We start from the raw sequence: 24,977 nt of genomic DNA, 5'->3' as shown, positions 1-24,977 counted from the left end.
TTAATACATCTGTAGAGTGATAATAAAGTTGTTTAATTCGCTATAATAAAGCAAGAGCCTTACTACATATCAAATGTAATAAGGCTTTAAAAAAGTTGTTTAAAACTGAATTGATCTAAAAGAATATTGTTACTTAAAATGATAATAAAGTTGTTTAATTTTTTTCAACTAAAGCACCTGTTACTTTAAGTACAACATTTCACAATCTTACACATTGATGTTAATCACATTTCTTTCAGAAAGGGGAATTATAGGTTAATTTGCGCCCCTGTTAGATAATGGGGGGCTGTTCATGTAGTCGTGGCTTCGCCACTCCTGCAAAGACGTTTCGTTTATATAAACGGCTATTCAACAAACTGGAATTTGGCGAACACGGATTATGCTTATACTATTCGCCTGTTCTTTTTGTCGTATATCACAACGGTTACAATTGAAACAAGAACAATCACAGCATTTGCGGCAATGGTTCCCGCCCAAGTCATAGTCATGGTGCCGAAGATGGGGGATGCCGCATTGAACATGGTGTGGAATAATACGCACATAAACACACGGCCTTTTCCTGATATTTTGTAGATTGCCCCGTTGAAAAACCGAAACGCAATGAGTTGAACTGCAAACATCCAAAAGTTAATGAGTCCCTCTCCGTGATTCGTCCCCGGAATGAAGAAGAGAGGGATATGCCATAAAATCCAAATGATTCCAACAAAAACAGAAGACAAAACAAAACCGTATTTTTTGTCAAGCTCAGGCTGCAATATGTACATCCAGCCAGCTTCCTCCAAGCCACCGATAATAAGATTACCAAGCAGGGAAAGGAAGAACGTATAAAATGGAAGCACCATTTCCGTGTGGCCTGAAACTGCAATATGTATCAAAAAATACAGTGCAAGTCCTGCAACAACGAACAAATAGAGAGATATGCTATTTTTGGCATAAAAAACAGTTCTCAACCATTCCTTGAAACCTGCTATTTTGTTATTTTTCTTCAGAACGATATATGAAGCAATAGCGGGCGACAAAATATAGATTGCAAAGGGGATATTCATCCCGAATTGCTGTAACGAGTGAACCCAATTGTGAACCGAATATCCGAATTGCCCAAGAGCAATCAAAGCACCTGACACAAGATAGGCTATGCAAAATGTCAGCATCGTAAATTGTACTGTGATTTTTTTGTCTGTCATGATTTCTTCACCTCACATTTTAAATGTATACATTAAATTTTAACGGATGGACGCTTTGACTTTTATCACCTAATGTTTGCTTTCTGCCAATTCAAAGTTGCGCTCCGCACAAAATATAAATAATCTCCATTACAAATTCTAATTTATCGACTTGTTTCTAAGCCCCAATTATGGCACTATTTCGTGGTACAGTTATTTTTCCGGTACTTCATTAGCTCATGCTTTATCAAGTAGTTAAGCATTACTTCCCAACTTATTAAACTACTTTATTATCACTCTACAACATCAAAAACTTCCTATAGTTAAATAAAAATATCCGTTCTATAAACAGCTTTATTATCACTGCACAGAAGAAGAATTATATCATCTTAAAATATTCCGTAAGTTTTTTGTTTTCTTTTTCGCGTAATCGTTTATTCTCCTCCTCTAATTGCTTATTTTTTTTTTCTAACTTTTCAATTCTTCTTTTGAGAGAAGCGATTACGGCATTTTGATTGTTCTCATCTCGTTTAATTCGAGAGTCTACAAATGTCTTTTCTTGTTGATTTCGTAAGAAATTGATACGCTCTTTGAGCTCATTATGGTTATAAAGCGTTGCTTTGCTCACCCCAGCTTCTGCTGCCACGCTATTAAAGTTAATTGCCTTAGAGCTCTTGGTTAGACGTTTAATCGCTTCCTCAACCTTGGCTATAGTTGTCTGTTTCCTTTTTTCGTGTAGCTGCCTCAGTTGCTCCTCACGGTCGAAATTAGCCACGCTTAACACCTTCCCTTTTCTTACGTTCTAATTGTCTCTTCATCCGGTCAAATCGTCCAAAAATGACATTTCCACCCTTGATTGTTTCATAAATGTTTTGGTATCTCTCCAAGTTCTTTTCGTTTGCTTTAACCATATCTTCGCGACCATATTCTTTTGAGGCTTCAATCCACTTTGTCGTCGTTTCTATGAGAAGCTCATACTTTTTAACATCAAAACTCGTCATACCTACAGCTAAATCAAAACAAGGCTTTCCATCGTTTGCTGTGAGACAAGGGGGTTCTGCTGATAATGGACAGTTTCCATTCACTCTGGCGCGACAAGTCCCGTAAGGGTTGTCCAATGCGTTTAACTTTTCGTCTTTCCACATCATATCCATGATGTCTTCAGGGATGTCTTCAGCTTCTGAGACCTGATGAATTTCCCCATTTAGGTCAAAGCTAAATACACCTTGCTTAATAACCTTCTCGAACTCCTTGCGTTTCGTATCATCCAATAAACGGGCATATCGCATCGTCATTTCAGGAGAAGCATGAGCCAATAGCCCCTGCACAGTTAAAATATCAGCTCCACCATTTAACATTTTCACCGCATAAGTGTGTCTAAATTGGTGTGATTTGAAGTGGAAGACGTTGCCTATTTCGTCAGTAATGTTCTTTTCGATTGCTAGTTCGTTAAGTTTGCTTTGCACCCATCCTTGTGAAAATGGTTTCCCCTTACGGGAACCATTGTACCGAACAAAAATATATTTATCAGGGTTGTTATCCTCATTGCTGAGTTCCTTGGAGTTGTGTATTAAAACGGCTATCATATTGGCTAATTGGTCGTCAATCGGAATTTTATGACCTTTTACATATGTTTTTTCAATATCGGTTTGAATAGAATATTTGCCATTTAGCTGAACCAAACAGTCCTGTGTTAATCCTAATGTATCGCTGATACGCAATCCAGTTTTAAAAGCAACCCACACGATAGGTTGTACGTCTGGATGAAGGTCGCTAATGTTTTCAAATAACTGCTCCAATACATGTTCAGGAATGTAATCAATATCGTCATCTGATTTCTTATCAAGACGTGGATAGTCCTCAGAGTAAAGTAATTTTGCAGTTGATTTCTCAGGTGCTATACTGTAATCAAAACGTTGGGTATCTTTCAAAAATGTATTAACACGTTTTAGGTTATCAAATATGTGTTGTTTTGGATTAGCATTTTTATTTTTCAAATTATTTCGGGCATAATGACGAAGAAACTCCAAATACTTTTCGATATGCTGTCTTGTAAGACCATTTAAATCATTCCATTCAGGCTCTAGCTCACTAATGAAATTTAAAAACTTAGGAACATTTCTTAAATATTCACGAGCTGATGACCACGAAAATTTTCCACCACCAAGTAATCTAGTTTTGATATATTTTTTTAAATACTGTTTAAAAACAGCGTTTTGAATACTTGTGAAGTCAAGAAAATAATGCGTTACCGATGCATTATATGTCACCCCATATTTGTCATATAACACCCTAACATTCCATCTATCTTTCTCCCATTCTTCACGATCATCTGTTATATTGAATAATTTTCCATACAGGGAACGAAAGAAGTTCGCTGTAGTTGTTTTAACTTCGAGTTCACCATATTGGATACTTTTCTTTGTTTGGGTTGTTTTTACACCTTTGTTGTTCAACCACAAAATCCACTGTTTCTCAGTCTTTTCAACATCTAATTCAAGGAGAGAATGGAGGTGGGAATGCTTTTCGTTAAGAAATAAAACTAATTTGTTTATGGATGTTTTGTAGCCATAAACAAGGCTGTAAAAACTCGGTTCATCGTTAAACAACTTATGATAGAAAACAAATTTAAGTTCTAAGCCAATGGTATAATTTTCGATACAGAACTTTATATTTTTAGTTGTTCCTTTGTATTTATTGAATTGCTCTTCAAAATTAGGAATTTGACCAATATCGTTAACGTTCCAAACGTCATTGACTAAAAAGTAATCATCTTTCACAAGTCTTCTTTTTACCGTGCCATCACTGGACACATCTTTAACCTCGTAAGAGGAGAGGGTGGAGGTAATTAAGTTCCAATATTCGCTTTGTGGGAGTGAATTATTTGCTATGATTTTATCCAATGACTTTCCTCCTAAAATGCCAATCTCGTTTAAAAAGGAACTGCTTCATCAGGAATACCTGATTGAAAGTCTTCCTCTTTGTTCTCTTTTCTTCGCCCAATCTCAAAGGCAGGAGAAGCCTTCTCCCAATCCTTGCGGATATCATCTTCGGAAGGGTGGACGTATAAGTTCATTGTTGTCTGTATTTGTGCATGACCTAGGCGCTCTTGCACCATCTTAATGTTTTTCGTTTGAAGGTAATAAATCGTTCCGTGAGTGTGTCGGAACATATGCGGAGTAATATGTATGCCTGTTCTCTTCTCAACCTCTTTGAAGGTCGCATAGACATCAGAATAGGTAAGGGGCTTCCCGGCATTCTTCCCCCAAATTTTCACAAACACAAAGTTATGGTCTGGATTATATTCATCAAGCACTTCGTACAAATAATCGTCGTATAAATCCATGAGTCCTTGAGAGATATCTATTCTTCTCTCTCCGGTCTTCAATTTACCTCCGTTTGGTAGTTCCCCTCTATCTATCAGTTGGATTTTGTGTTTTCTTTGTTTGACATCAAATTGAAAGTCTTCGAGAAACAGGGAGAGAACCTCTCCAATACGCAATCCACTTTCAAAAAGCAACCGCACCAGAAATTTATCCCTAATGTTCGTTGTAGATTGATAGATTAAATTAATTTGTTCTTTTGTAAATACTCTTACTCTTTCTCTCGGTTCATCTAATTTAAGGACGTTTTTAGATATTGGTTTCCCTTCATTTACGTGATGTAAGAAACCCTTGTACCCATTTCCACCAGCGCCAATGAACATCTTCTTCATAAGCTTTTCCACAAGATCTGAGTCAACTAAATCATTTCGGTATAGGTAATCATAAAAGGATGTCACGACCGTAAGGTAATTGTTTACTGTGCTTTCCCTGCGTTTAGCTTTTGTTGTTTTATGAGGTACAACATTATTGTTTTCGTAAGGGTTTCTAAGCCAAACAACAAAGTTAGATAGTCTCTGAAAGTTGATTTCTTGATAACCAATCTTTACTTGTTCCAGATATGTAAAGTAATGTTTTAAAGCCGTACAGTAAGTCTTTAAAGTATTGCTGCTACTCTCCCTGTTATGAAGGTATTTCATATACTTTGCAACAGGTTCAACAGGTAACCCATTTGTGTCCAGTAGAAGGTAGGCTTTTGTATTGTCAACAGATATCTCTTCCACTCTCATAAGAATACTCTCCCGTTAATCATTATTTTTAATAGTAGTTCTACCCATAGAGCCTACCGTCATTGTTGTTTTTAAGGTCCTCGCACCGAGGCTCTGTCCTCCTCCCAAAACCAAACAAACATTTCTAATTATATATCCATATTATACTCATTAAACCGAATATTCAATCTTCATTTATTTCATTCGTTATGTAAATAAAAAAGGATAATCAGCCCTCATAATGGACTAACTATCCTACACATTATTACCTTAATTTAAATTAAATGGTCCTTTTCTTTTTCAGTTTTTCAAAAGAATAATATAAAGTGAAACTATAATCAGTGGGGGGTGTTCATCCCCCACTGATTATTAGCCCTCACCAATCGGGCGTTTACGGGCAATTGATCTCCCACCTAACTTCTTTGCTTCAGCCGAGTTTTGAGGTGGGAGTTTTACTGCCCACAAATAGCGGGATAAATTAAGACTAAATCTTACTCTTGTTCAAAAACTGCTCAATTTCTTTTATTACATGTTTTGCGCCTTCTATACTAACAGTAATGTTTCCATTTGCTAATGAAATATTTTGATCTGAAACATCACCTGTTATTTGACAAGCATTGTATGGTTGATATTTTTGTAAAATGACTTTGTCTTCTTCTACAAAAATTTCAAGTGGTGATTTGATTTGTATTCCTAATACATCCCGTAATTCTTTAGGAATAACTATCCGTCCCAATTCATCTACTTTTCGAATAATTCCTGTTGCTTTCATGTTACTCCCCCCTTACTCTCTATTATTTTTTTCACCTCGCTATTTTTATTTTATCACTATATATTTGGTAATGCCTTACTCTTTTTAGAAAATATAGTACAAAAGTTAAAAAAACACATTTAACGAATATTCAATCTTTCTTTCAATTGTTTTAAATAACGCGATCGTATAATTAAGAAGTATACAACTTGAATACCTACGAAAATACTTAATACAATTGTATTTTCTTTAAACAGTGAGTACTCAAACATTTGTCCTAACGCAGTTAATGCTACTGCCCCGTGTAATGTTGCAACTCCAACTGGAACGAAGAATAAAAGCGCTAAGCGGATTGTGACTACTTTCGATAATTCCCCTCTCGTCAATCCAACTTTTCGAATCATTTCAAATAAACGAGTATCGTCCTCCAAATCTGAAAATAAACGGAAGTAAAGGAAGCTTCCTGCACAAACGAAAAATACAATACCAATAAAGAAACCTACAAATAAAATGGGTCCTGCGATTTGTAGACTTTGATTTTGATCGTACTCTTCTGCACTAAACGTTGAATGTTCTTGATAAGGCTTAATCTGATTCGTAAGCTCTTTACCAACCTCAATTTCATCTTTCGCGGATTGTGTTTTATACATATAATCTTTTTCTTCTTTAAATCCCTCTTGTAATGAATCATATTGATTTTTAGAGATTACATACACATTACCTCTTAGTATTTTACTCAATGAAGAAGTATTAACTTTTTTCACATTTAAAGGTTCATTCATATTTGGTAAAGTAATTTCTTTTCTTTCTTTCATCGGTGGTCCGGGTATTTCGACTGACAAAAATAAAGCCTCTTTATTTGATACAGTATTAAATGGTTCTCCTGTTAACTTTGCATATTCTTTATAATCTGATTCTTTTATAAAAATGGCGCTTCTTAACGACTGCTCCTCCGTTTTCTTCGATGAAATATTTATTTTTGAAGCTGCTATATTATGTTTCTTTAATCCTTCGTCAATGATTTTCAGATGCTGTGACTCATTGCTATTACCTTGCTTAGACTGATAGTGAAACGCAATTGGTCTGTCCATAATTTCTTTCGTCATCGAAGCAAACCCAACCAATGTACCTATTGCTGAAAATGCTACTGTTGAAATAATCGTTACAATAAAGAACATTCTTGCGTTATCTCTCATACGGTATGCTAAATCTGACAAAGTAATAATATTTGTCTGTGTCCAATAGAAACGTTTACTTTTTTTACATAGTCTAATAATAAAGACGCTCAACTGCTTGTACAGCAAATACGTACCAATAATGACTACCGTTGTAACAGGAATCATCATTATAAATACCATTGCACCATGTGACATAAGAGCTCCTGCATAACCAGCACTAAGCAATACTACTGCTAATATAGAAGAAATTATAGATGCCTTCGGTTCTGGCTTCGCCTCTGCTGATCCTCTAAACAATTTCATAATTTTATTTTTACGAACCATTCCTGCACTAAACAATGAAATGATCATAAATAATACGAAAAACATAATACTCGTTACAACAATCGCTTTCATCGGTATGTAATAGGATAAAGAGATATCTAGTTTTAATATCATCGGAGCTACAAATATTAATATTCCTGAAAACAACATACCTGAAAGAATCCCAAAAATTATTGCCCCTATTCCAATCATGATATTTTCAAAGAAGATAAGACGCTTTAATTGATATTTCGTCATACCTAGCATCATTAAAATTCCTAGTTCACGCTTTCTCGTTTTCAAAAACATTCCCATTGAATATAAAATAAAGAAAAATGTAAATAAGTAAATAATGGACTGCGCAAAAGACATACTTACGAATACGTACCGTCCTAATTCTCCCGCACTTAATGCTGGATGAAACGCAAAAAATGAATACACAAAAAAGGCCATAATTGCAAATGCACTACTCAAAAAATAAGCTGAGTATGTTCGTCTATTTCGCGTTACATTTCGAAATGCGAGTTCTCTAATGTTCATACTACTTCTCCGCCCTTCTACTAACTATGCTTTTATATTAGTAAAGTACGGAAATAACTTCCATCGATTCAAATGACAAAAACCTTACATTATTGAAAGGTTTTAAACAATTGCTTATATAAAACAGTTTCATTATAATGACTACATTCATACACGCATCCTATTGTATATTCGTTAGTTTTGCGAAATAATAAAGGATAGAAGTATGTACCAATATACATATAAACTTATTTACCGCTTTAATATGAATAGGAGGAAAACATAATGACATTACAAGAACAAATTATGAAATCATTACATGTTCAGCCTGTAATTGATCCGAAAGTAGAAATTCGTAAACGAATTGATTTCTTAAAAGATTATTTAAAAACTACAGGTGCAAAAGGATTTGTACTTGGAATTAGCGGCGGACAAGACTCTACACTAGCAGGACGTTTAGCACAGCTTGCAGTCGAAGAAGTTCGTAATGAAGGTGGTAACGCAACGTTTATCTCCGTACGTCTTCCATACAAAGTACAAAAAGATGAAGATGATGCACAATTAGCATTACAATTTATTCAAGCTGATCAGTCTGTTGCTTTTGATATCGCTTCAACAGTTGATGCCTTCTCAAATCAATACGAAAACTTATTAGGTGAATCATTAACAGATTTCAATAAAGGAAACGTAAAAGCACGCATTCGCATGGTTACACAATACGCAATCGGCGGACAACAAGGACTACTCGTTATCGGAACTGATCATGCTGCTGAAGCTGTAACAGGTTTCTTCACAAAATTCGGAGATGGCGGTGCAGATTTATTACCATTAACGGGATTAACGAAACGCCAAGGACGTGATTTATTACAAGAATTAGGTGCAGACGAGCGACTTTACTTAAAAATGCCAACAGCTGATTTATTAGATGAAAAACCAGGTCAAGCTGATGAAACAGAGCTAGGCATTACTTACGATCAATTAGATGACTATTTAGAAGGTAAATCCGTTCCAGCTGACGTTGCTGAAAAGATCGAGAAGCGTTACAAAGTGAGTGAACATAAAAGACAAGTACCAGCATCAATGTTTGATGATTGGTGGAAATAGAACATAAAAAAGAAGCTAATCTCATTTAGCTTCTTTTTTATACGTTAACGACATACCCCTACTCTTTTCTCTAATAAATCCTGCAAGCAATCTTCATGTTGTTTATTAAACAATGGCGGCATTTTGTCTAAAGGGAAAAACTGCAAATCTAACGTTTCATCACCGTCTATTTTTGTATTCCCTCCAACGATTGAAAACTTAAAGAATATTACAATTGCCTGTGCCTGATCTCCATTCGGATATGTTTGAAAATATTTCGTATACACACCAATGAGCTCATCAATTTCCACATCATATCCTGTTTCTTCTTTTATTTCTCGAATCGCAGTTTCTGCCGCAGATTCCCCGATTTCCATTGCACCGCCTGGAAATCCCCAGGCATTAAAGTCTCCTCTTTTTTGCAGAAGCACTTCACCAAATTCATTAAATACACAACCTCCTGCAAAATTCAAAATAACATAATCATGCCCTATTTTTTCACGTAATTCCTTTATATAATTCGCCATCTGCTTCTCCTTTTTATCCATCTTCCATTATTCTTTTTTATCTTTTTCAAGCAATTCAATAATCCGATCTAACTTCTGATTCATATTAATCACATGTTGTTTTTTCATAGTGTTGTTTTGCAATAATCTTTTAATGAACAGAGTAAATGATACAAAAAACAAAACGATAAGTCCGATTACTAGACAAAAATATATCAATGCAAATATATTATTTTCGAACAAATTCATTCAGCTATCACATCCTCTATTTTCAATTATTTTATCACATAATTCTAAATAGTCACTAGAATTATAATCAAACGCAAAAAGAGCACCTTTTAAAGATGCTCTTTTTCATTAATACGTAAATGTAATTGTCGCTAATGAATAACCTGCCATTGCACTATATGGCGCAACTTGATAAGATACACGCTTTGCACCTTTTGGCCAAGCTATTTCATCTAGTACTTTCTTTATATCTTGCATCGTTCCATCCATTGACTGCTTATATCGTACTTCTACTTTTTCTGGCTTGGAAGCAAATTGTTGCTGTAATTTTTTCTTAAACTCATTGTAATTTTCCGCTCCGTATTGTGCAGATAAATACTTTAAATTTGTTTCATTTAACATTTGTTCATATACAGCAGTTTTTGAACTACCGACTTTTATTTTGCTTATTAATTCGTTGAAGTAGCTTGTAGTTGCCGCTGGATATTCACTACGATCCCATTCATGGTCCTTGCTTAATTGTTCATCAGACATATTAAAATATGAATATGTTACGCGCCCAGCTTTATCAGGAACTGGATCATCGAATGTAGTGTCAAGGTGGTACCACTTGTTATCAATGTTCACTAAATTCCATGCGTGAGCTTGTCCATTCCCTGTACCTGTTACAATATGATTTTGAATACCTGCTTCTTTTAGTAATTGATATGTTAACAATGTATATCCTTGGCAAACGGCAGAACGATTCGCTAACGCTTCATACGCTGTATATGCTTGATAAGAAGTATCATATGATACTTCTTTCACAACATAATCATGAATAGCTTTCACTTTTTCATGTTCATCCATGCCTTGTTTAATAATAGAATTTACAATTGCTTTCGCCTGAGACTTTACATACTGTGTTTGCTCTTTTGATTCACGATACTTCACTTGTAATGTAAATGTATAATTCCCTGGCATCCCTTTTATAGAATATTTAGTAGACGCTACATTATATTTTACATACTCATCAGCATCTACAATTTTATTAAACTCGCCATACAATTGGTCCATAATATTTCTAGCATTTCTATCTTTTGTTTTATATGTGATTGTAATATTTTCTTCTCTATTATCAATCTGTTTTTTTAATTCTTTTCTGAAATCATTTAACAACTCTGCATCTGATTGTGTTGTCACTGTAGTCGGATTCGTAGCCGCATAAGATACAGATGACGCTTGTAAGCCTCCCATTACTATAGTTGAACAAAGTGCGGCAGCTGTCACATACTTACTTGTCTTTCCCATCTTGTCACTCCTTACATTCTATAACTATACAAAAAAGTATCGTATAGTTTCAGAGTATACAATACTTTTCAAAATAGGTCATATGAGATTATGCATATTTAACATTTTTAAAAGGGTTGTTCTTTTAGAAAAAGAACAACCCTTTTTTTAGCAAGTTTGCAACACACAGCATGTATTTTCAAAATGGCGATTTTTCAAGTCTTCATTTCCAATACAGAAATAAAGCATCCCTAAATCTCCCCACATCATATTACAATTTTTAGTATCTGAATCAATTTGGAATAAGAGCGTCATATGCTGTGGATCTATCCCCATATATTGTCCAGTCTCGTACAATACCTCATCTTGTACAGAGAATGGTTCTCCAAACATTTGATGATTATCATAGTTGTCTGGGATTAGCTCTTCAAGTAATTGCAAGAAACGATCTGAATCCGCCTCATCTTCAATGAAAAGCTCCGGTAATTTATACGTCAGTTCAAAAGTAATTGCACACTGGTTATATTTCGCTTGTATTTCATCTGCTCTACGTAATTGCTCTACAGGGATATCATAATAAATTACACGTCCAGCTTCGGTTGGATCCACATCTTCTTCAAAGTAATTTTCAATACTAAAGAAATATAACATCCCTGTCTTAGGAAGATTGTGATCCATACCAACGTTTTGTAAATCACTTAAATTAAATTGTGCGATAAAACGTAACGGATTCTCTTTGTATGTTGGATATTCAAATGTATTTGGCAAATCAGGAACTCCGCCCATTTTCGAACTGCCTATCGCAATTATTTCCTGTTGTTTTGGCACAACTTTTACACAAGGAAATACAGTATTAATAAGTTCCTGTTTCAAATGTGTTAGTTCATATTTATCAATTAATATTTCAATTTTCTGTTCCATAAATTCTCCTTACATTTACATACTTATTTGTATCATAGCACAAAGATTATACTTCATTCATTGTAAATTCAACAAGCCCTCCAAAAAACGGGCTTATCCCTCGTACGCGAACAAGTTTAAAAAAGCATAGTATACATTGTTCCTACAAACACGATAGTTCTTTATTTCTTCCAGTACATTTTCCCCTCGTTCATTTTTATTTTTAATTTAAGGAGGAATTCCACATGGGTTACGGATATAGTTGCGGCGGTTACGGCGGTGGTTACGGTTACGGCGGTAGTTGTGGTGGCGGTTGTGGTTATGGAGGTTTCGCTTTATTAATCGTTTTATTTATCCTTCTAATCATCATCGGGGCTAGCTGTTGGGGCGGCTTTGTAGGCTGCTAGTAAACTTAAAAACTATTGTAAAAAAGCACGTACAATACGTGCTTTTTTTCCATTTTCATTTTTTAGAAAGGAAGTATGTTCAATGAAAATTGATGGTGTTTTTGAAGGAGGCGGTGTACGCGGAATTGCGCATGTGGGGGCAATTTGCGCGTTAGCCGAAAAAGGATATGAATGGGAGCGCGTAGCTGGAACATCAGCTGGTTCAATTATCGCAGCGCTTTTAGCAGCTGGATATTCTTGTTCCGAATTAAAAACAATAATAACCGACATTGATTATAATAAATTTATGAAGAAAACTTTTCTTGATAGAATCCCGTTTATCGGTAAAGGAATAAGTGCATGGTCTACTCTAGGTATTTATTCCAATGTATTTATAGAAGAGTGGCTTGAAGAATTACTGCGAAAAAAGGGCGTTCACTTATTTACAGATCTACCTGATTTAAACAAACTCAAAATTATAGCTTCTGATATAAGCAACGGTAAAATGGTTGTCTTCCCCGATGACTTACCAAACTACGGATTTTTAAATTATCGCTTCTCAATCGCTAAGGCAGTAAGAATGAGTAGTACAATCCCTTTCTTCTTTGAGCCAGTAAAATGGAGAACACCAAAATGGAAGCAGCCTTGTTATATGGTTGATGGCGGGATTTTAAGTAATTACCCAATTTGGATTTTCGACTCCCCTACCTCTCCTCGCTGGCCGACTTTTGGATTTCATTTTGTAAAAGATGAAATTCAAGCTGATCCTGCCCATTATAAAGAACCTATTTCCATGTTCAAAGGACTATTTAAAACAATGATGCAAGCTCATGATTTACGGCATTTAGATAAAGAATCAAAAGCAAGAACAATTACAATTCCTACAGGGACAATTACAAGTACAAATTTTGAGTTAACGAAAGAAGAAAAAGAATGGCTGTACAATTCTGGTTATAACTCCGCAAATAAGTTTTTACAATCTTGGAACTTCAGACAATATGTTGATGAATATAGAGACGGAAATCAGGATCGAAAAACGAATCGATTTTTCCGTCAACTTGACTCATAATACTTTTATTTTCATACGAGAAGACTTGACGCTTTAATAGTAAATAAGCCTAGTAATTTCATATATTACTAGGCTTATTTATCTCCTACATACCACACATTGCTTAAGGATAAGTTAACCCTTCAGCTTCTTCCGCGGTAATTACTATGTAACGGTTTCCGGTTCTTAATCCTAACAGTTCTGCTTTTTCAACTGCATCCTGTTTTGTCTCCGCATAAGCAGCTAAATATTTATCCCCATCGATAATTTGGCAAATCACATATTGTTTCATGTTTTTCTCCTTTTACCCTTTAATTAATTGCGCAATCTTTTTTATTCCAACTTCAATTTCTTCTACAGTTGCATAGGAATAAGAAAGACGTAAAAATTGGTTAGCACTTCTATCATACAAAGTGCCTGGGTTTAACAACACCTTTTCTTGTAAAGCTTTTTCAAATAAACTACGATTCGAAATTGGTAGATTTATATGTAGCCAAATGTAAAAGCTTCCTACTGGCTCATGCCAAGTTGCAATGCCACTACAATACTTTTCTAACATACTTATCATAAAATCTCTACGTTTTTTCAATGCACTTCTTACAAACTGTAAATGTTCATCATACAATCTATTTTCAAACCACTCCGCTGCAATCTGCTGGGATATAGAACTTGAACCATAATCAGTTTGCATTTTTATATCTGCTAATCTTTGAATAACTGATTCTGATCCAACAACCCACCCAATTCTTAAACCAGGACTAATGACTTTGGACATACTTCCAATATGTAGCACGATACCATTTTTATCATATGCCTTTAAAGGCTTTGAAACTGGTGCATCGAACCATAAATCTTGATATACCGCGTCCTCAATAATAGGTAATCCAATTTCATTACATATCTCCATCACTTCTTCCCTCTTCTTAGCGTTCATACTAAAATTGGTCGGATTATGAAAAGATGGGATTGTATATAAAATAGATGCGTTAAATTGTTTCTTATATTTTGTAATGTATGAAGTATTTATACCATTCTCATCCATTGGTATTCCAATCAAGCGCATTCCTGCTGATTGAAATACATTAAGCGAATATAAATATGATGGTTTTTCTAATAAAATTGACGCTCCTTTCGGAAGAAGCCCCATAGAAATAAGCTGCAATGCTTGAATTGCCCCTGAAACAATTAAAATAGAGTCAGGAGATACATATACCCCATGCCCTTTTAAATATTCCGCAATTTTTTCTCTTAAATGGAGATTTCCTTTCGGTTCCTCATACCCAAGTGGAACATTTGATTGTAAAATTTTATTAATAATACCCTTCATCTTTTTCTCAGGCAAGAGACTCGGTGAAAGTTCACCTGTTCCTAATCGAATTACATTGGGAGTAAATTCAGCTTGATTAATCTCTTGTACAGCAGGAAGATTCGGATAATGAAGTCCTGTTTCTACGTAAGACTGCCAGTTTGGAGGCGGGGCATATGTTGAAGTATTCTCACTATTTTTTATAACAATTGTTCCCTTCCGTCCATTCCCCTCAATATAACCTTTTGCTATTAACTCATCGAAAGCCATTACAATTGTACTTCGGTTCACTTCAAACGCATGCGCCAAAGCTCTTTGTGAAGGTAATTTAGTTCCAATTGTCCATTCCCCATTAACAATTCTCTCTTTTATATAAGATTCTATTTGTTTATACAAAGGAATAGATGAAGACATATTAGGTTTCCAAACGAGCCTTTCCATTATCTCACCTCACATATTTTATGGTTGGTAACCTATCCAACCATATGGATGGATACAAATTTTCATTTCTTCTATACAATATAGACTATCATAATTAATCAAATTAAGTAGGAGGTAATCTGATGAGTGAAGCAATTATTCACGGTATCATCCTTGCATTTGGTCTTATCATTCCATTAGGTGTCCAAAATGTTTTCGTCTTTAACCAAGGCGCTAGTCAACCAAATATTTGGCGAGCTGCTCCTGTAGTCTTGACTGCATCTATATGTGATACATTATTAATATTAATTGCTGTACAAGGTGTCTCTCTTGTCCTCTTAACTTTCTCTTGGTTAACAACCACCTTGTATATGATTGGATTTTTCTTTCTTATGTATATGGGCTGGGTTATTTGGAGAAGCGATCCTTCAAATGATGTAAAACAAGAAAAAAGCATGCCTTTAAAAAATCAAATTATTTTCGCCGCATCAGTTTCATTACTAAATCCACACGCAATTTTAGACACAATTGGTGTAATCGGAACAAACTCTATACAGTACATAGGAAGTGAGAAATGGGCTTTCACTTTTGCAACAATTATAGTTTCTTGGATCTGGTTTATTAGTTTAGCTTTTGCTGGAAAATTTCTAAAAGGATTTGACTCGACAGGAAAAACGATTATAGTATTAAATAAAATTTCAGGGCTAATCATATGGGGAGTCGCACTTTATATGTTAAAACAAGTTGTTTTTCCTAACTAATTAAAGAGAATTGCATGTTATGTAATTGGCATGCAATTCTCTTTCGCATTATGAAGTTGGTTCCGGTTTCTGTTTTAACATCATTTTATCTTTTGCTGGTTTAATCCAAATAATTGCTATGACAGCACCAATAGCAGCGAAGATGCTCGTTAAATAAAACACTTCATGGTCTGTCCCTTTCATAAAAAAAGAATACAGGGGTGGTCCAGCTGCTACACCGATAAATCGCATTGAACTATAAAATGACGTAACTGTCCCCCTCTGCTCTTTTTCAATCCCTTGTGTAATAAGAGCATCTAGACATGGTAACACCATACCAATTCCTCCCCCCATAATAACGAGACAAAGAAGTAGCAAATAGATTCCTTTTAGAAATAAAGGTAAGAAGACAGATGCAGCAGCCAGTAAAAATCCAATATAGATACACTTTTTCATAATATCTTGTTTATCTCCAATTTTTTTACCAGCCATATATGAGCTAAGTGATAGTACAAGTAAAGGAATAGCGAGTACACACCCTTTCCATATACCATGAATATCGTACTTCGACTCCAGTATAGTTGACAGATAAAAAAGTATTCCGAATAAAATAAGCATAATAATTGCACCTAGTATAAAAATGGCAATTAACCATCTTCCCTTTTCTCGAAACGTAGAGATAATAGATTGAATAAATTCTTTAAGTGGTGGGACTTCTTCTTCTTGTTTCTTCGCCTTTACTAGTACCAGTAGTAAAACAATCGATATTACACATAAAACTGGAATCGCCCAAAATGGTAAGAACCATACAATAGCTGCAAGAGCTGATCCTAATATGGGACTCAATACTTTTCCAAATGTATTTGACGTCTCAATGATTCCTAAACCTGCACTAACCTGTTTTTCATCTTTGTATAAATCACCGACACACGGTATGACAACTGGCATAGCACCAGCAGCACCTATCCCTTGAATTGCTCTTCCGATAAGAATCCAAACGTAAGGGTTATCAACTTTCCATGATACCCATCCCGTTATCGCTCCTCCAATAGCTGCAATTAATAAACTTGGAACCATTACCATCTTTCGTCCCCATCTATCTGATAAATAACCAGCAATCGGTATAAGTATAATTGCAATGATAGAATAAATTGTAATTATCATGGATACTTGGAAAGATGAAATATGTAATTTCTTTTCAATGGTTGGCAGGATTGGAATAAGCATTGAATTACCTAGCGTCATAACAAGTGGAACTGATGCAAGTGCAATTAAACAACAGTTTTCTTTTTTTAACATGTTGATTTCGGAACCTTTCATCATATATTTCTTACCATATAATAGCCCTGCTGGAAATTATGTTTACATTCCACCAGGGCTATTTCATCTTTACTACTTTCCATTTACAACAAAAGAAATTGGGTAAAATATAGCATTACTCCTATTCTTTGAATCCTGTTCACAATATATCCATACCAATTAATTGAAAATAAAAAAGAAAGGAAGAATCCTTCCTTTCTCCTATAACCTTCTACATTTAGCGAGTATATCCGCCACCAAGCTGTTGTTCTGCCATCGCTACAAGGCGTTTTGTAATTTCACCGCCTACAGAACCGTTTGCACGTGAAGAAGTATCAGCTCCAAGCTGTACACCAAACTCTTGTGCAATTTCATATTTCATTTGATCTAGAGCTGCTTGTGCTCCATGTGATGCTAATTGATTAGCGTTACGATTTCTAGCCATTACCGATCACCTCCTTATATATATTAAACTGTATCAAATCCGAAATTAAATACATGGTAAATTTTGGTTATTGATAAAATAAAAAAAAGTCTCCTAAACGAGACTCTTTCATCATTTCACCTTATGAACTTACTACTTCTAATTTTCTATTCGTTAATGCTTTCATTTCTTCTTTCAATATATCTTTCGCATTATGCCCAAACCATTCAAGCGAAGCAAAATGATCAGTATCTCTCACTTCCCGGATGATTTCATCATAGTTTACAATACCTTCAAATAATGGAACCATTCCTATACGACTTCCAGCAGCGGCATATACATTATTTGGTTCAAACACGTGTAAATACTCCGCTGATGATATATTCTTAAAATGGTAATGTTGTATCCACGGCTTTAATCGATGAAAACTATCTACAGGGTCTGCACCAGACTCCCATATATGAAGAAAATCAAGGTTTATTTTTAAATATGGATGATTTACTTCTTCTAACAATTTCAAAGTAGACGGCAAAGTATCCGTTAACGTATTTGGATGTGTTTCTAATAGTATATACATATTATGCGGAGCAAATAGATCACAAATCATGCGAATTCGCTTCACATACTCTTTGCTCTCTTGTTCCGAGAAATCCTCACTACCTTTTTGCCCGGCAAACGTACGAATTTTATTTGTATTAAACCAATTAGCTAGTGTTACCAGCTGTTCACATTTTTCCATCGTTTTTTGAAAATCCGCTAATAATGATATGTCCAAGTAATCACTTATCATCGTAACTTCTAAATTTTTATCCTTTAAATAATCTATTTCTCGTTCTGTCGTTTCACGCTCTTGTATATATAAATTTTGTGCATGGGTCCCCCACAACTCAATTCCTTCAAAACCGTTTTCATATGCAAATTGAACAATATCAGTAAATGAAATTAGTTGATGGCGAAATGAAATTGTACATAGCGAATATTTCATTGGTTTGAACTCCCTTATCTTAAATTCAATGAACTTGTATTAGTTAAGAAAGACTGATTTGTTGTAATTTCTTTCCATAACAGAAACTGTTTCTCTAGTTCATCCTTGATTTGCAGTTCAATTGTATTCATTTCATCAAGTTTTTCAACAATTGGTAATAACATATCTTTATTATTTGTCATTGCCATTTTAATAGCACGGTACTGTACATTTGTAAATCCTTGTACAATGTCTTCCACTCGATCACACCAATAATCAAATTCTTGCTCCGAATATTGTAAAGTTTCACGGAAGTATGCAAAGGCATGTTCATAGCTATATTTACGTATTGCCAATACGGGTATTTGCTTTACTGCCGTTACGAGCCCGGAAAGTGAATACCCACCCTCTTCATTTACCATTTTTATTATTAATTTTTTTAATTCCATTGTTAGTTCATTATCATCTTTTTTGAATGTTTCCATGAAATAACTTTCTACCATCTCTTGTGTTGGCTCCTGAATTCCTTCTATATCAATGAAATAGCCTCCACCAAATGGGTTGTCTTTAACAGAATGGAGCACTTTTTCTCTTTCCATATTCCCTTCCCAGCGAAAATCAGGATCAAGCATGAACCATTCATCTTCTTTCTCTGTCTTCGATATCATTAAGTAATGCGGAAACGGTTTTTGATGAAACTTATTTTCTCTCTCAGGCAATAAAGACATATCAACCATTACAATTACGTAACGATTTTCCGGCTTATTTTCTACTAATTCTAAAAATGTTTCTACATTGCTACTTTTATCTTTTGAATGATCGTACCATTCGTTCACTTTTATCCCATACAATTTTTCATACCAAAGCAAGTAATTGTCATGGTTAATGTTTTCGGAATGATAAGAAATAATCCCGCCTTCTGTTATATCAAAGTCTCCATCCCATAATCCGAAATAAAATGGACGGAAATCTATATCACTACGCCTTTTTATAATTTCACAAAAACAACTCACTAAACAGTGAACTTTAATTGAAGTCATACTCTCATCCACTTTCTCAAATTTAATTATTCATATTTACTGCTTGTAACGGCTTTAACTCTTCCATAAAGTCAAGCAAAGATCCTACTGTAAGAAACGCCTTTGGATCTATCTCATCTTCTGGAACACATAACTTTAATTCCATTTCAATGTATACAATAAGCTGTAACATCATTACCGAATCTATATATAAATCTTGATTTAAACGCATCGTTTCTTCTAAATGTGTTACATTTTTCAGTTCCATTTTTTCTCTCATAATACTTAAAACTGCTTCTTTTAACATTTCACGACTCATGTTGTTATCTCTCCCATCTCTAATAACTTCCGACTTACTTTCCCTGTTTTATTTTTCGGAATCTCTGCTACATTTTCAATTTCATGTGGCACTTTATAAGACGGTAAATGCTGTATGCACCATTCTCTTATTTGTACTGGTTCAATACGAGAGACTACTTTCGCTTTTACTATTTCTCCCATCACAGGATGCTTGCCCCGGTATACAATTGCCTCCTGAATACCTTCTAATCGAAGCATCGTTTCTTCCACTTCTATAGGAAATACCTTTAGACCGGACACATTAATAACATCATCTATTCGCCCCATGAAATGAAGGCCTTGCTCAGATCTATAACCTAAATCTTTTGTATAAATCTCCTTTTCAGCAATTTTCACTACGATTTCTTCAGGTTCATCTTCATTTGAACCTATGTTAATACTTACATGAGGAAGTGGTTTTCCTAAATCCAAATGTGTTTCCATAGCATGACATATACTAATGCAACCAGCTTCAGAACAGCCGTACTGCTGCATCATGTATTTCGTCATGCCCTTTAACTTATAAAATACCGTTTCTGGCAAAGGTGATCCTGATGTCATAATTTTATGAAACTGAAAAGTCCCTTGTGGAAAACTCCCCATAATATGTAACATAAGTGGTACTGCGTATATGATATGTTTTTCGGTATTACGAACTATATTTAATGCGAATTTAGGGTTTTTATTTGTAATGATTATAGGCTTACTACCTCTCGTAATTGCTGATAACGTGCCACAAATTAATCCGTATGAATGTGAAACTGGAGCCATTACAATTGGCACTTCGTCTTCTTCACATTTTAAAGCTTCATTGTAAGCGGCAATTTCTGTTTCAATTTCCGTCCATGCTCTACGAATCAGTTTTGGCTCTCCTGTTGTACCTGAACTATACTGCAATAAAGACGGTTCTTCTTGTAATAGATTTGGAACTTCTAATTTTGTAAAGTCGTTACTTTCTCCGTATAAAAGTGCAGTACACTTTGCGCGCTTTGCCATTTCAATAGCTGTATCCTTTGGCGTATCTTCATGAATAAGTAGTACAGATGCTCTTTTTTCTTTTAGGAAAAACACAAGCGTAATAATATCGAATGGATCTTTCAGACAAAGTGCAAATCTATTTCCTTCTGCTTCTTGAAATTGTTCCACTCCCTCGTAACCTTGTAATCTCAATTCAAAATCATATTTGCTAAATTCTTGTTTATTAACGATTAGCATGATTTCCCCCTGTAACAACTGATTTTTGTATTGTAAGTTGCTTTGCTCTATACAATGGATTTGGAACTTCATGAACAAGCGATTCCACATCCATATATAAACGACGCTTCGTTAATTGCTCTGCATGAAATGTAGGTGCATATAATTGTAATGCTTCAAAACGTTCTTTCAAATGCGAAAATCTTTCAAAATGATCTTCTATTTCTTCAACAAGAATGATCCAAAATTGTTCCTCTTTCAACTGATACTCATCTGCCAGCACGAAAGCCAGTTCACCTAGATTGAATAGGAAAAGCGCATCTAAAACCATTTCTTGTAAACATTCAATACGGTCCATTTCAAAGAAATCATTCATTTGACCATTCGCATATGTTTTATGCATTTTAGTAAAGTCAGGACATTTTTCGAGTTCTTTCAAAAATGGACGATAAAACTCCAGTCCTTCATGAAAATCTTTTAGTGCAATACGGACTGGTATTCCCTCTTCATGAACTAAAATCATGTTTTGTCCATGTGATTCTAATGCGACTCCATGCTCTACAACGAGGTGTACAACTGGGATAATTGCTTTTTGAATAAGCAATTGTAACCAGCTTTCTACTCCATATCTCTTTAACCACAAATCAATAGTTGGTGTCCCATTTTTTCCCTTGGCATATAAACCGTTAAATGGGATTGCCTCTTCTTTCTTATCTAAATATTTGTGAACGCTTTCGCGCCAAATACATCCTAATGAGCCATACGTAGCTTTTTTATTCGCATCGTACGTAACACTCGAAAATTCATTTAACAAAATTAAACGCGATTCATCCCTTAAATAAGGGTCATGATTTACTATATCTTTTAACCAATTCGATATAGCAGGTGCACTCACAACCGAATGTGGTTTTAATGTACGGATAGTTGAAGTATTGAGTAAATTCATTGATAACTTTACATATGGTTTCTCTCGATTCGTAACATTTCTTAATGTCCGCATCGACTGCTGCGCGCAATAATCATCTTCTGATTTCCCTAAATAAATAATATATTTATCCTGTATATGGTCAGTATAATTCGGAATAATAAAGTTCTCCCACTGCCAAGGATGAACAGGTATAAACATGTACTTCTTCGAATCACAGTCCATTGTTCGAATACGATCCATATACTCTTCGATTTTCTTTTCACCAATTTCTTCTTTAAAGGTACAGTTATAACTCTCTTCACTTTCATATCCTACAGTCGTATATTTCTCATGAACTGCAATCCATATAATTTTCATTGGTTGCATAAATTCAAATCCATATTGAAAATTATCACGATATTGAAACCCGATGCGTGCTTTATAACTAGGATGATACGGGTGTCCATCTATTAAATGACTTTCAAGCTCATCATAAGATTTCGCAAGATAGTCTTCTTCACAACTTCTCTCATATTGTGCAATCGTATCTTTAAAGATTGTTTGTTCTAATTCTTGAATAAAAGAATCCAATTTCGTTCGATCCACTTGAACAATCCGAAAAATCTCCTGTAAAAATTGTGAAACTGATTGTATTTCTTCTTCCTCATCTTGAACTCTCATTATTAATGAGTCATGTAAACAAATACGCCCAAATGTCATACGTTCTTGCCCATAGCATTGGTACATTACATTTTGATCCTTTTCATCAAGACCTTGTATAATAAAAAGTATTTGCTCTCCCTTTTGTATACGAATCGGCGTAATGATTTCTTCATAAATTAACGATTCTACTAATTGCCGGAATACTCTTCTTCTTACTGAAATGTACTCTTTTGATTGGAGTGCCTTCAATATTTTTATGTGATAAACTTCTTCTTTCATAAATCCCTCCGCTATAATACGGAATATCGAATTCCATTATTTGTATTACGTGAAATTTTAGCACTACTTATGAACGAACAGCCACTTCTCTAACGAGTGGATTATCTACTTGTACATAAATTGCTTGCTCTAAAGAATTTGTCAGTTCATCAACATCGAAAAATCTCGTTAGCAAATTTGCTTTACATGCCAATTTATTTTCTTCCAACAATTCACTTAAAAATGTAGAAGGTTCACGGTTATATGGAAGGAACTCTTCAAGTACAGACCTTAATTCCGAAAGAAGAATTTCCTCCTTTATTAATCCTGCTGTACCAAAACCGTTAATTAGTCCAAACATATGATTAAAAATTAAATAGTAACGAAATCTTTCATCCACAATGTAATCGTCATATAAATTCCCAGTACGTTCGCCAATACCAGATAACTCATTATTAAGCTTCTCTTTCATTGAATTGCAGAAATAAAACCCTTGATTATCACGGAAGTAAAACTTAACTGGATAACCATCTTTCAATTGAACAACACTATTTTGTTGATGCGCTTCTAATGCAACGCCATAACGTAAATACATCCATACCATCGGCTTTAAAGAGATATTCATATATCGTCTAAACCACTCTAAACTTACTTCTTCACAGCTTCTACCTTCTAAATCCGCTAAGCGATGGATAATATTTGCTAAACGAGTTCTTTCACCCGGAATTGCATCTTGTACTAATCCAGCGATAAGCGTTGCATCATTTTCATTTTCACTATAAAATGTGTTTTCTCGAATAATCACTTCAAATCCAGACTCTTGTGCCCCGTATTTTAAAGTAATAAAGGCCGGATCACATATAAAATCAAATCCTGGAAACTTTTCTAGCACCTCTCCAATTTTAGTATTCAATATTTCCTTACCTTCAAGTCCACTCTCAAGTTCCTTCAATTTATTAATACGCATTGAATTCGTGACCTTTACAGGGAATGAAAACTTGAACATATACTTCGAATGAGGATGATATAGCGTTCTAAGTGATGATGTCGCCATATAACACTTACCTACTGGACCGATATATTCAAGTACACCTTGATTCATCCAATTTTGCACATAAGATTGATGTAATAGCCATTCTGCTTGTAGCGGATGGATTGGAATTAATGAATATTCATCTTCTTGACAGTACTCTTCAATAAATTCTTGACCTACCTTTTCATCGTTCTTTAATTCCTTTTTTATCATCGCCGTTGTAGAATCTTGTAACAATGACTTTTCACTTACTATACTTTTATGTGCCCTAAAATAGTGAAGTTGGCACTCCCCTTTTAATTCAGGAGAATACATTGAACTTTTCCAATCCAATATACCTTGTCTACTCTTTGGTGTAGGATGAGTTAAATGTCCAAATAATAAAGATTGCTCCGCCTCTATAAAAGTCGTATGGAAACCATATAATTCAGCTGTATCCTGCTCCCTTCCTTGTATAAACTTCTCAATATTTTGACAACTACAGATAACTCGAAGCATAAGTTCATCAGGATTCGTACCTTCTCCATAGTTAATAGACATTTCCTTTATTAAAAACATAATAACCGTAATATAATCTGCTTTAATAACATTTTTATTTTCGCCAATTTGGTAATAAAATTGTTCTCCAAATAGATGACGGTCCGTTGACGATTTATATATAACTTCCCCATACAAAGTAACGTTTTGTGCCGATAACCGACAGCATAAATAAGTGGGGATAGCGTCTCTTTGAAATGAATGGCAGAAAATATTTTCTATCCTTTTATCCTCCGTAATCCATTCTCCACTTCCTGTTTCTCTTAAATAACAATTTAAAAAGCTTTGTATTGTTGCATGTTCCGCGATTTGTTTCGCATGCTGCATACTGCTCCTCCTCTTTTAGACGAACACTATCATTTTTTGGTGAAACTTCTGACAGTTGAATTTTATTATCAACTATGATTTTAATTGATAATGATAATCATTTCAAGATATATTTCAGAATTT

The 24,977-nt window shown here is 34.7% G+C and carries 24 protein-coding genes; 4 read left to right on the top strand and 20 right to left on the bottom strand.

Features of this window, described 5'->3' with window-relative positions; translation table 11 throughout:
• Positions 1-383: 383 nt before the first annotated feature.
• From ABH957_RS08790 to ABH957_RS08765, 6 genes are all read right to left on the bottom strand, one after another.
• Entirely contained in the window at positions 384-1,184 is an 801-nt protein-coding gene (locus ABH957_RS08790) for a CPBP family intramembrane glutamic endopeptidase (RefSeq protein ID WP_000130117.1), read from the bottom strand.
• 358 nt (positions 1,185-1,542) lie between these two features.
• Positions 1,543-1,938: a DUF6262 family protein gene (locus tag ABH957_RS08785; RefSeq protein ID WP_113710322.1), complete on the bottom strand. Its 396-nt coding sequence runs from the start codon at positions 1,936-1,938 to the stop codon at positions 1,543-1,545.
• Entirely contained in the window at positions 1,931-4,066 is a 2,136-nt protein-coding gene (locus ABH957_RS08780; protein ID WP_264540612.1) for a tyrosine-type recombinase/integrase, read from the bottom strand. The genes ABH957_RS08785 and ABH957_RS08780 overlap by 8 nt, the downstream gene beginning before the upstream one ends.
• Before the next feature lie 29 nt (positions 4,067-4,095).
• Complete coding sequence (locus ABH957_RS08775; protein WP_113710320.1) at positions 4,096-5,274, bottom strand: tyrosine-type recombinase/integrase; 1,179 nt, start codon at positions 5,272-5,274, stop codon at positions 4,096-4,098.
• A gap of 463 nt (positions 5,275-5,737) precedes the next feature.
• Complete coding sequence (locus ABH957_RS08770) at positions 5,738-6,025, bottom strand: AbrB/MazE/SpoVT family DNA-binding domain-containing protein (protein ID WP_002012401.1); 288 nt, start codon at positions 6,023-6,025, stop codon at positions 5,738-5,740.
• Positions 6,026-6,144: 119 nt separating this feature from the next.
• A complete protein-coding gene (locus tag ABH957_RS08765; RefSeq protein WP_404510987.1) occupies positions 6,145-8,025 on the bottom strand; it encodes an ABC transporter permease in 1,881 nt (626 codons plus the stop codon).
• A gap of 264 nt (positions 8,026-8,289) precedes the next feature.
• Between ABH957_RS08765 and nadE the strand changes: the two genes are divergently transcribed.
• A complete protein-coding gene (nadE, locus tag ABH957_RS08760) occupies positions 8,290-9,108 on the top strand; it encodes an ammonia-dependent NAD(+) synthetase (protein ID WP_215556074.1) in 819 nt (272 codons plus the stop codon).
• 44 nt (positions 9,109-9,152) lie between these two features.
• Here the strand turns inward: nadE and ABH957_RS08755 are convergent, their stop codons facing one another.
• From ABH957_RS08755 to ABH957_RS08740, 4 genes are all read right to left on the bottom strand, one after another.
• Positions 9,153-9,614 (bottom strand): NUDIX hydrolase, encoded by a 462-nt coding sequence (locus ABH957_RS08755; protein ID WP_404510985.1) that lies wholly within the window; start codon positions 9,612-9,614, stop codon positions 9,153-9,155.
• A gap of 27 nt (positions 9,615-9,641) precedes the next feature.
• Positions 9,642-9,842 carry a DUF4083 domain-containing protein gene (locus ABH957_RS08750; RefSeq protein ID WP_002141377.1) on the bottom strand — a complete coding sequence of 67 codons (201 nt, stop codon included), beginning with the start codon at positions 9,840-9,842 and terminating at the stop codon, positions 9,642-9,644.
• Between the two features lie 108 nt (positions 9,843-9,950).
• Positions 9,951-11,111: a transglutaminase domain-containing protein gene (locus ABH957_RS08745; protein ID WP_404510983.1), complete on the bottom strand. Its 1,161-nt coding sequence runs from the start codon at positions 11,109-11,111 to the stop codon at positions 9,951-9,953.
• Positions 11,112-11,258: 147 nt separating this feature from the next.
• Positions 11,259-12,011, bottom strand: a complete 753-nt coding sequence (locus tag ABH957_RS08740; protein WP_113938259.1) for a YwqG family protein — start codon at positions 12,009-12,011, stop codon at positions 11,259-11,261.
• A 224-nt stretch (positions 12,012-12,235) separates the two neighbouring features.
• Between ABH957_RS08740 and ABH957_RS08735 the strand changes: the two genes are divergently transcribed.
• Both ABH957_RS08735 and ABH957_RS08730 read left to right on the top strand, forming a co-directional pair.
• The gene (locus ABH957_RS08735; RefSeq protein ID WP_002012392.1) at positions 12,236-12,397 is read left to right on the top strand and encodes a YjcZ family sporulation protein; all 162 of its coding nucleotides are present in this window, start codon (positions 12,236-12,238) and stop codon (positions 12,395-12,397) included.
• A gap of 82 nt (positions 12,398-12,479) precedes the next feature.
• On the top strand, positions 12,480-13,445 hold the full coding sequence (locus tag ABH957_RS08730; protein ID WP_113938257.1) for a patatin-like phospholipase family protein: 966 nt from the start codon (positions 12,480-12,482) through the stop codon (positions 13,443-13,445).
• A 103-nt stretch (positions 13,446-13,548) separates the two neighbouring features.
• Here ABH957_RS08730 and ABH957_RS08725 read toward each other — a convergent pair whose 3' ends face one another.
• On the bottom strand, positions 13,549-13,716 hold the full coding sequence (locus ABH957_RS08725; RefSeq protein ID WP_002012388.1) for a DUF3933 family protein: 168 nt from the start codon (positions 13,714-13,716) through the stop codon (positions 13,549-13,551).
• A 12-nt stretch (positions 13,717-13,728) separates the two neighbouring features.
• Positions 13,729-15,171, bottom strand: coding sequence for an aminotransferase-like domain-containing protein (locus tag ABH957_RS08720; RefSeq protein WP_404454948.1), 1,443 nt, complete (start codon positions 15,169-15,171; stop codon positions 13,729-13,731).
• A 122-nt stretch (positions 15,172-15,293) separates the two neighbouring features.
• Between ABH957_RS08720 and ABH957_RS08715 the strand changes: the two genes are divergently transcribed.
• Positions 15,294-15,911, top strand: coding sequence for a LysE/ArgO family amino acid transporter (locus ABH957_RS08715; RefSeq protein ID WP_002031419.1), 618 nt, complete (start codon positions 15,294-15,296; stop codon positions 15,909-15,911).
• 48 nt (positions 15,912-15,959) lie between these two features.
• Here ABH957_RS08715 and bcbE read toward each other — a convergent pair whose 3' ends face one another.
• The 8 genes from bcbE to ABH957_RS08675 all read right to left on the bottom strand — a co-directional run bounded on the left by bcbE (position 15,960) and on the right by ABH957_RS08675 (position 24,854).
• Positions 15,960-17,189 carry a bacillibactin exporter BcbE gene (bcbE, locus tag ABH957_RS08710; protein WP_404510981.1) on the bottom strand — a complete coding sequence of 410 codons (1,230 nt, stop codon included), beginning with the start codon at positions 17,187-17,189 and terminating at the stop codon, positions 15,960-15,962.
• A gap of 238 nt (positions 17,190-17,427) precedes the next feature.
• Complete coding sequence (locus ABH957_RS08705) at positions 17,428-17,634, bottom strand: alpha/beta-type small acid-soluble spore protein (protein WP_000113539.1); 207 nt, start codon at positions 17,632-17,634, stop codon at positions 17,428-17,430.
• 121 nt (positions 17,635-17,755) lie between these two features.
• Positions 17,756-18,598 (bottom strand): sugar phosphate isomerase/epimerase family protein, encoded by an 843-nt coding sequence (locus ABH957_RS08700; protein ID WP_404510979.1) that lies wholly within the window; start codon positions 18,596-18,598, stop codon positions 17,756-17,758.
• Between the two features lie 14 nt (positions 18,599-18,612).
• Positions 18,613-19,617, bottom strand: a complete 1,005-nt coding sequence (locus ABH957_RS08695; RefSeq protein WP_219302051.1) for a DUF6005 family protein — start codon at positions 19,615-19,617, stop codon at positions 18,613-18,615.
• 22 nt (positions 19,618-19,639) lie between these two features.
• Complete coding sequence (gene asbD / locus ABH957_RS08690) at positions 19,640-19,915, bottom strand: petrobactin biosynthesis protein AsbD (RefSeq protein ID WP_242308669.1); 276 nt, start codon at positions 19,913-19,915, stop codon at positions 19,640-19,642.
• Positions 19,912-21,150, bottom strand: a complete 1,239-nt coding sequence (locus ABH957_RS08685; protein ID WP_404454944.1) for an AMP-binding protein — start codon at positions 21,148-21,150, stop codon at positions 19,912-19,914. The genes asbD and ABH957_RS08685 overlap by 4 nt, the downstream gene beginning before the upstream one ends.
• Positions 21,137-22,978 (bottom strand): IucA/IucC family protein, encoded by a 1,842-nt coding sequence (locus ABH957_RS08680; protein WP_215577001.1) that lies wholly within the window; start codon positions 22,976-22,978, stop codon positions 21,137-21,139. The genes ABH957_RS08685 and ABH957_RS08680 overlap by 14 nt, the downstream gene beginning before the upstream one ends.
• A 67-nt stretch (positions 22,979-23,045) precedes the next feature.
• Positions 23,046-24,854 (bottom strand): IucA/IucC family protein, encoded by a 1,809-nt coding sequence (locus tag ABH957_RS08675; RefSeq protein WP_404510977.1) that lies wholly within the window; start codon positions 24,852-24,854, stop codon positions 23,046-23,048.
• Positions 24,855-24,977: the final 123 nt, after the last annotated feature.

The sequence above is a fragment of the Bacillus sp. RC242 genome (assembly GCF_044908245.1).
GTDB lineage: Bacteria > Bacillota > Bacilli > Bacillales > Bacillaceae_G > Bacillus_A > Bacillus_A mycoides.
Note: the sequence above shows the minus strand (reverse complement) of the source record. Positions and strands in the feature narration are given on the sequence as shown.

What these genes read in the sequence shown, in the direction of transcription:
- ABH957_RS08790 (WP_000130117.1), bottom strand. Translation starts at nt 1,184, where the DNA reads ATGACAGACAAAAAAATCACAGTACAATTTACGATGCTGACATTTTGC.
- ABH957_RS08745 (WP_404510983.1), bottom strand. Translation starts at nt 11,111, where the DNA reads ATGGGAAAGACAAGTAAGTATGTGACAGCTGCCGCACTTTGTTCAACT.
- ABH957_RS08720 (WP_404454948.1), bottom strand. Translation starts at nt 15,171, where the DNA reads ATGGAAAGGCTCGTTTGGAAACCTAATATGTCTTCATCTATTCCTTTG.
- ABH957_RS08755 (WP_404510985.1), bottom strand. Translation starts at nt 9,614, where the DNA reads ATGGCGAATTATATAAAGGAATTACGTGAAAAAATAGGGCATGATTAT.
- ABH957_RS08715 (WP_002031419.1), top strand. Translation starts at nt 15,294, where the DNA reads ATGAGTGAAGCAATTATTCACGGTATCATCCTTGCATTTGGTCTTATC.
- ABH957_RS08700 (WP_404510979.1), bottom strand. Translation starts at nt 18,598, where the DNA reads ATGAAATATTCGCTATGTACAATTTCATTTCGCCATCAACTAATTTCA.
- ABH957_RS08770 (WP_002012401.1), bottom strand. Translation starts at nt 6,025, where the DNA reads ATGAAAGCAACAGGAATTATTCGAAAAGTAGATGAATTGGGACGGATA.
- ABH957_RS08730 (WP_113938257.1), top strand. Translation starts at nt 12,480, where the DNA reads ATGAAAATTGATGGTGTTTTTGAAGGAGGCGGTGTACGCGGAATTGCG.
- ABH957_RS08675 (WP_404510977.1), bottom strand. Translation starts at nt 24,854, where the DNA reads ATGCAGCATGCGAAACAAATCGCGGAACATGCAACAATACAAAGCTTT.
- ABH957_RS08725 (WP_002012388.1), bottom strand. Translation starts at nt 13,716, where the DNA reads ATGAAACAATATGTGATTTGCCAAATTATCGATGGGGATAAATATTTA.
- ABH957_RS08705 (WP_000113539.1), bottom strand. Translation starts at nt 17,634, where the DNA reads ATGGCTAGAAATCGTAACGCTAATCAATTAGCATCACATGGAGCACAA.
- ABH957_RS08685 (WP_404454944.1), bottom strand. Translation starts at nt 21,150, where the DNA reads ATGCTAATCGTTAATAAACAAGAATTTAGCAAATATGATTTTGAATTG.
- ABH957_RS08695 (WP_219302051.1), bottom strand. Translation starts at nt 19,617, where the DNA reads ATGACTTCAATTAAAGTTCACTGTTTAGTGAGTTGTTTTTGTGAAATT.
- ABH957_RS08680 (WP_215577001.1), bottom strand. Translation starts at nt 22,978, where the DNA reads ATGAAAGAAGAAGTTTATCACATAAAAATATTGAAGGCACTCCAATCA.
- ABH957_RS08750 (WP_002141377.1), bottom strand. Translation starts at nt 9,842, where the DNA reads ATGAATTTGTTCGAAAATAATATATTTGCATTGATATATTTTTGTCTA.
- ABH957_RS08775 (WP_113710320.1), bottom strand. Translation starts at nt 5,274, where the DNA reads ATGAGAGTGGAAGAGATATCTGTTGACAATACAAAAGCCTACCTTCTA.
- ABH957_RS08740 (WP_113938259.1), bottom strand. Translation starts at nt 12,011, where the DNA reads ATGGAACAGAAAATTGAAATATTAATTGATAAATATGAACTAACACAT.
- nadE (WP_215556074.1), top strand. Translation starts at nt 8,290, where the DNA reads ATGACATTACAAGAACAAATTATGAAATCATTACATGTTCAGCCTGTA.
- bcbE (WP_404510981.1), bottom strand. Translation starts at nt 17,189, where the DNA reads ATGTTAAAAAAAGAAAACTGTTGTTTAATTGCACTTGCATCAGTTCCA.
- asbD (WP_242308669.1), bottom strand. Translation starts at nt 19,915, where the DNA reads ATGAGTCGTGAAATGTTAAAAGAAGCAGTTTTAAGTATTATGAGAGAA.
- ABH957_RS08765 (WP_404510987.1), bottom strand. Translation starts at nt 8,025, where the DNA reads ATGAACATTAGAGAACTCGCATTTCGAAATGTAACGCGAAATAGACGA.
- ABH957_RS08735 (WP_002012392.1), top strand. Translation starts at nt 12,236, where the DNA reads ATGGGTTACGGATATAGTTGCGGCGGTTACGGCGGTGGTTACGGTTAC.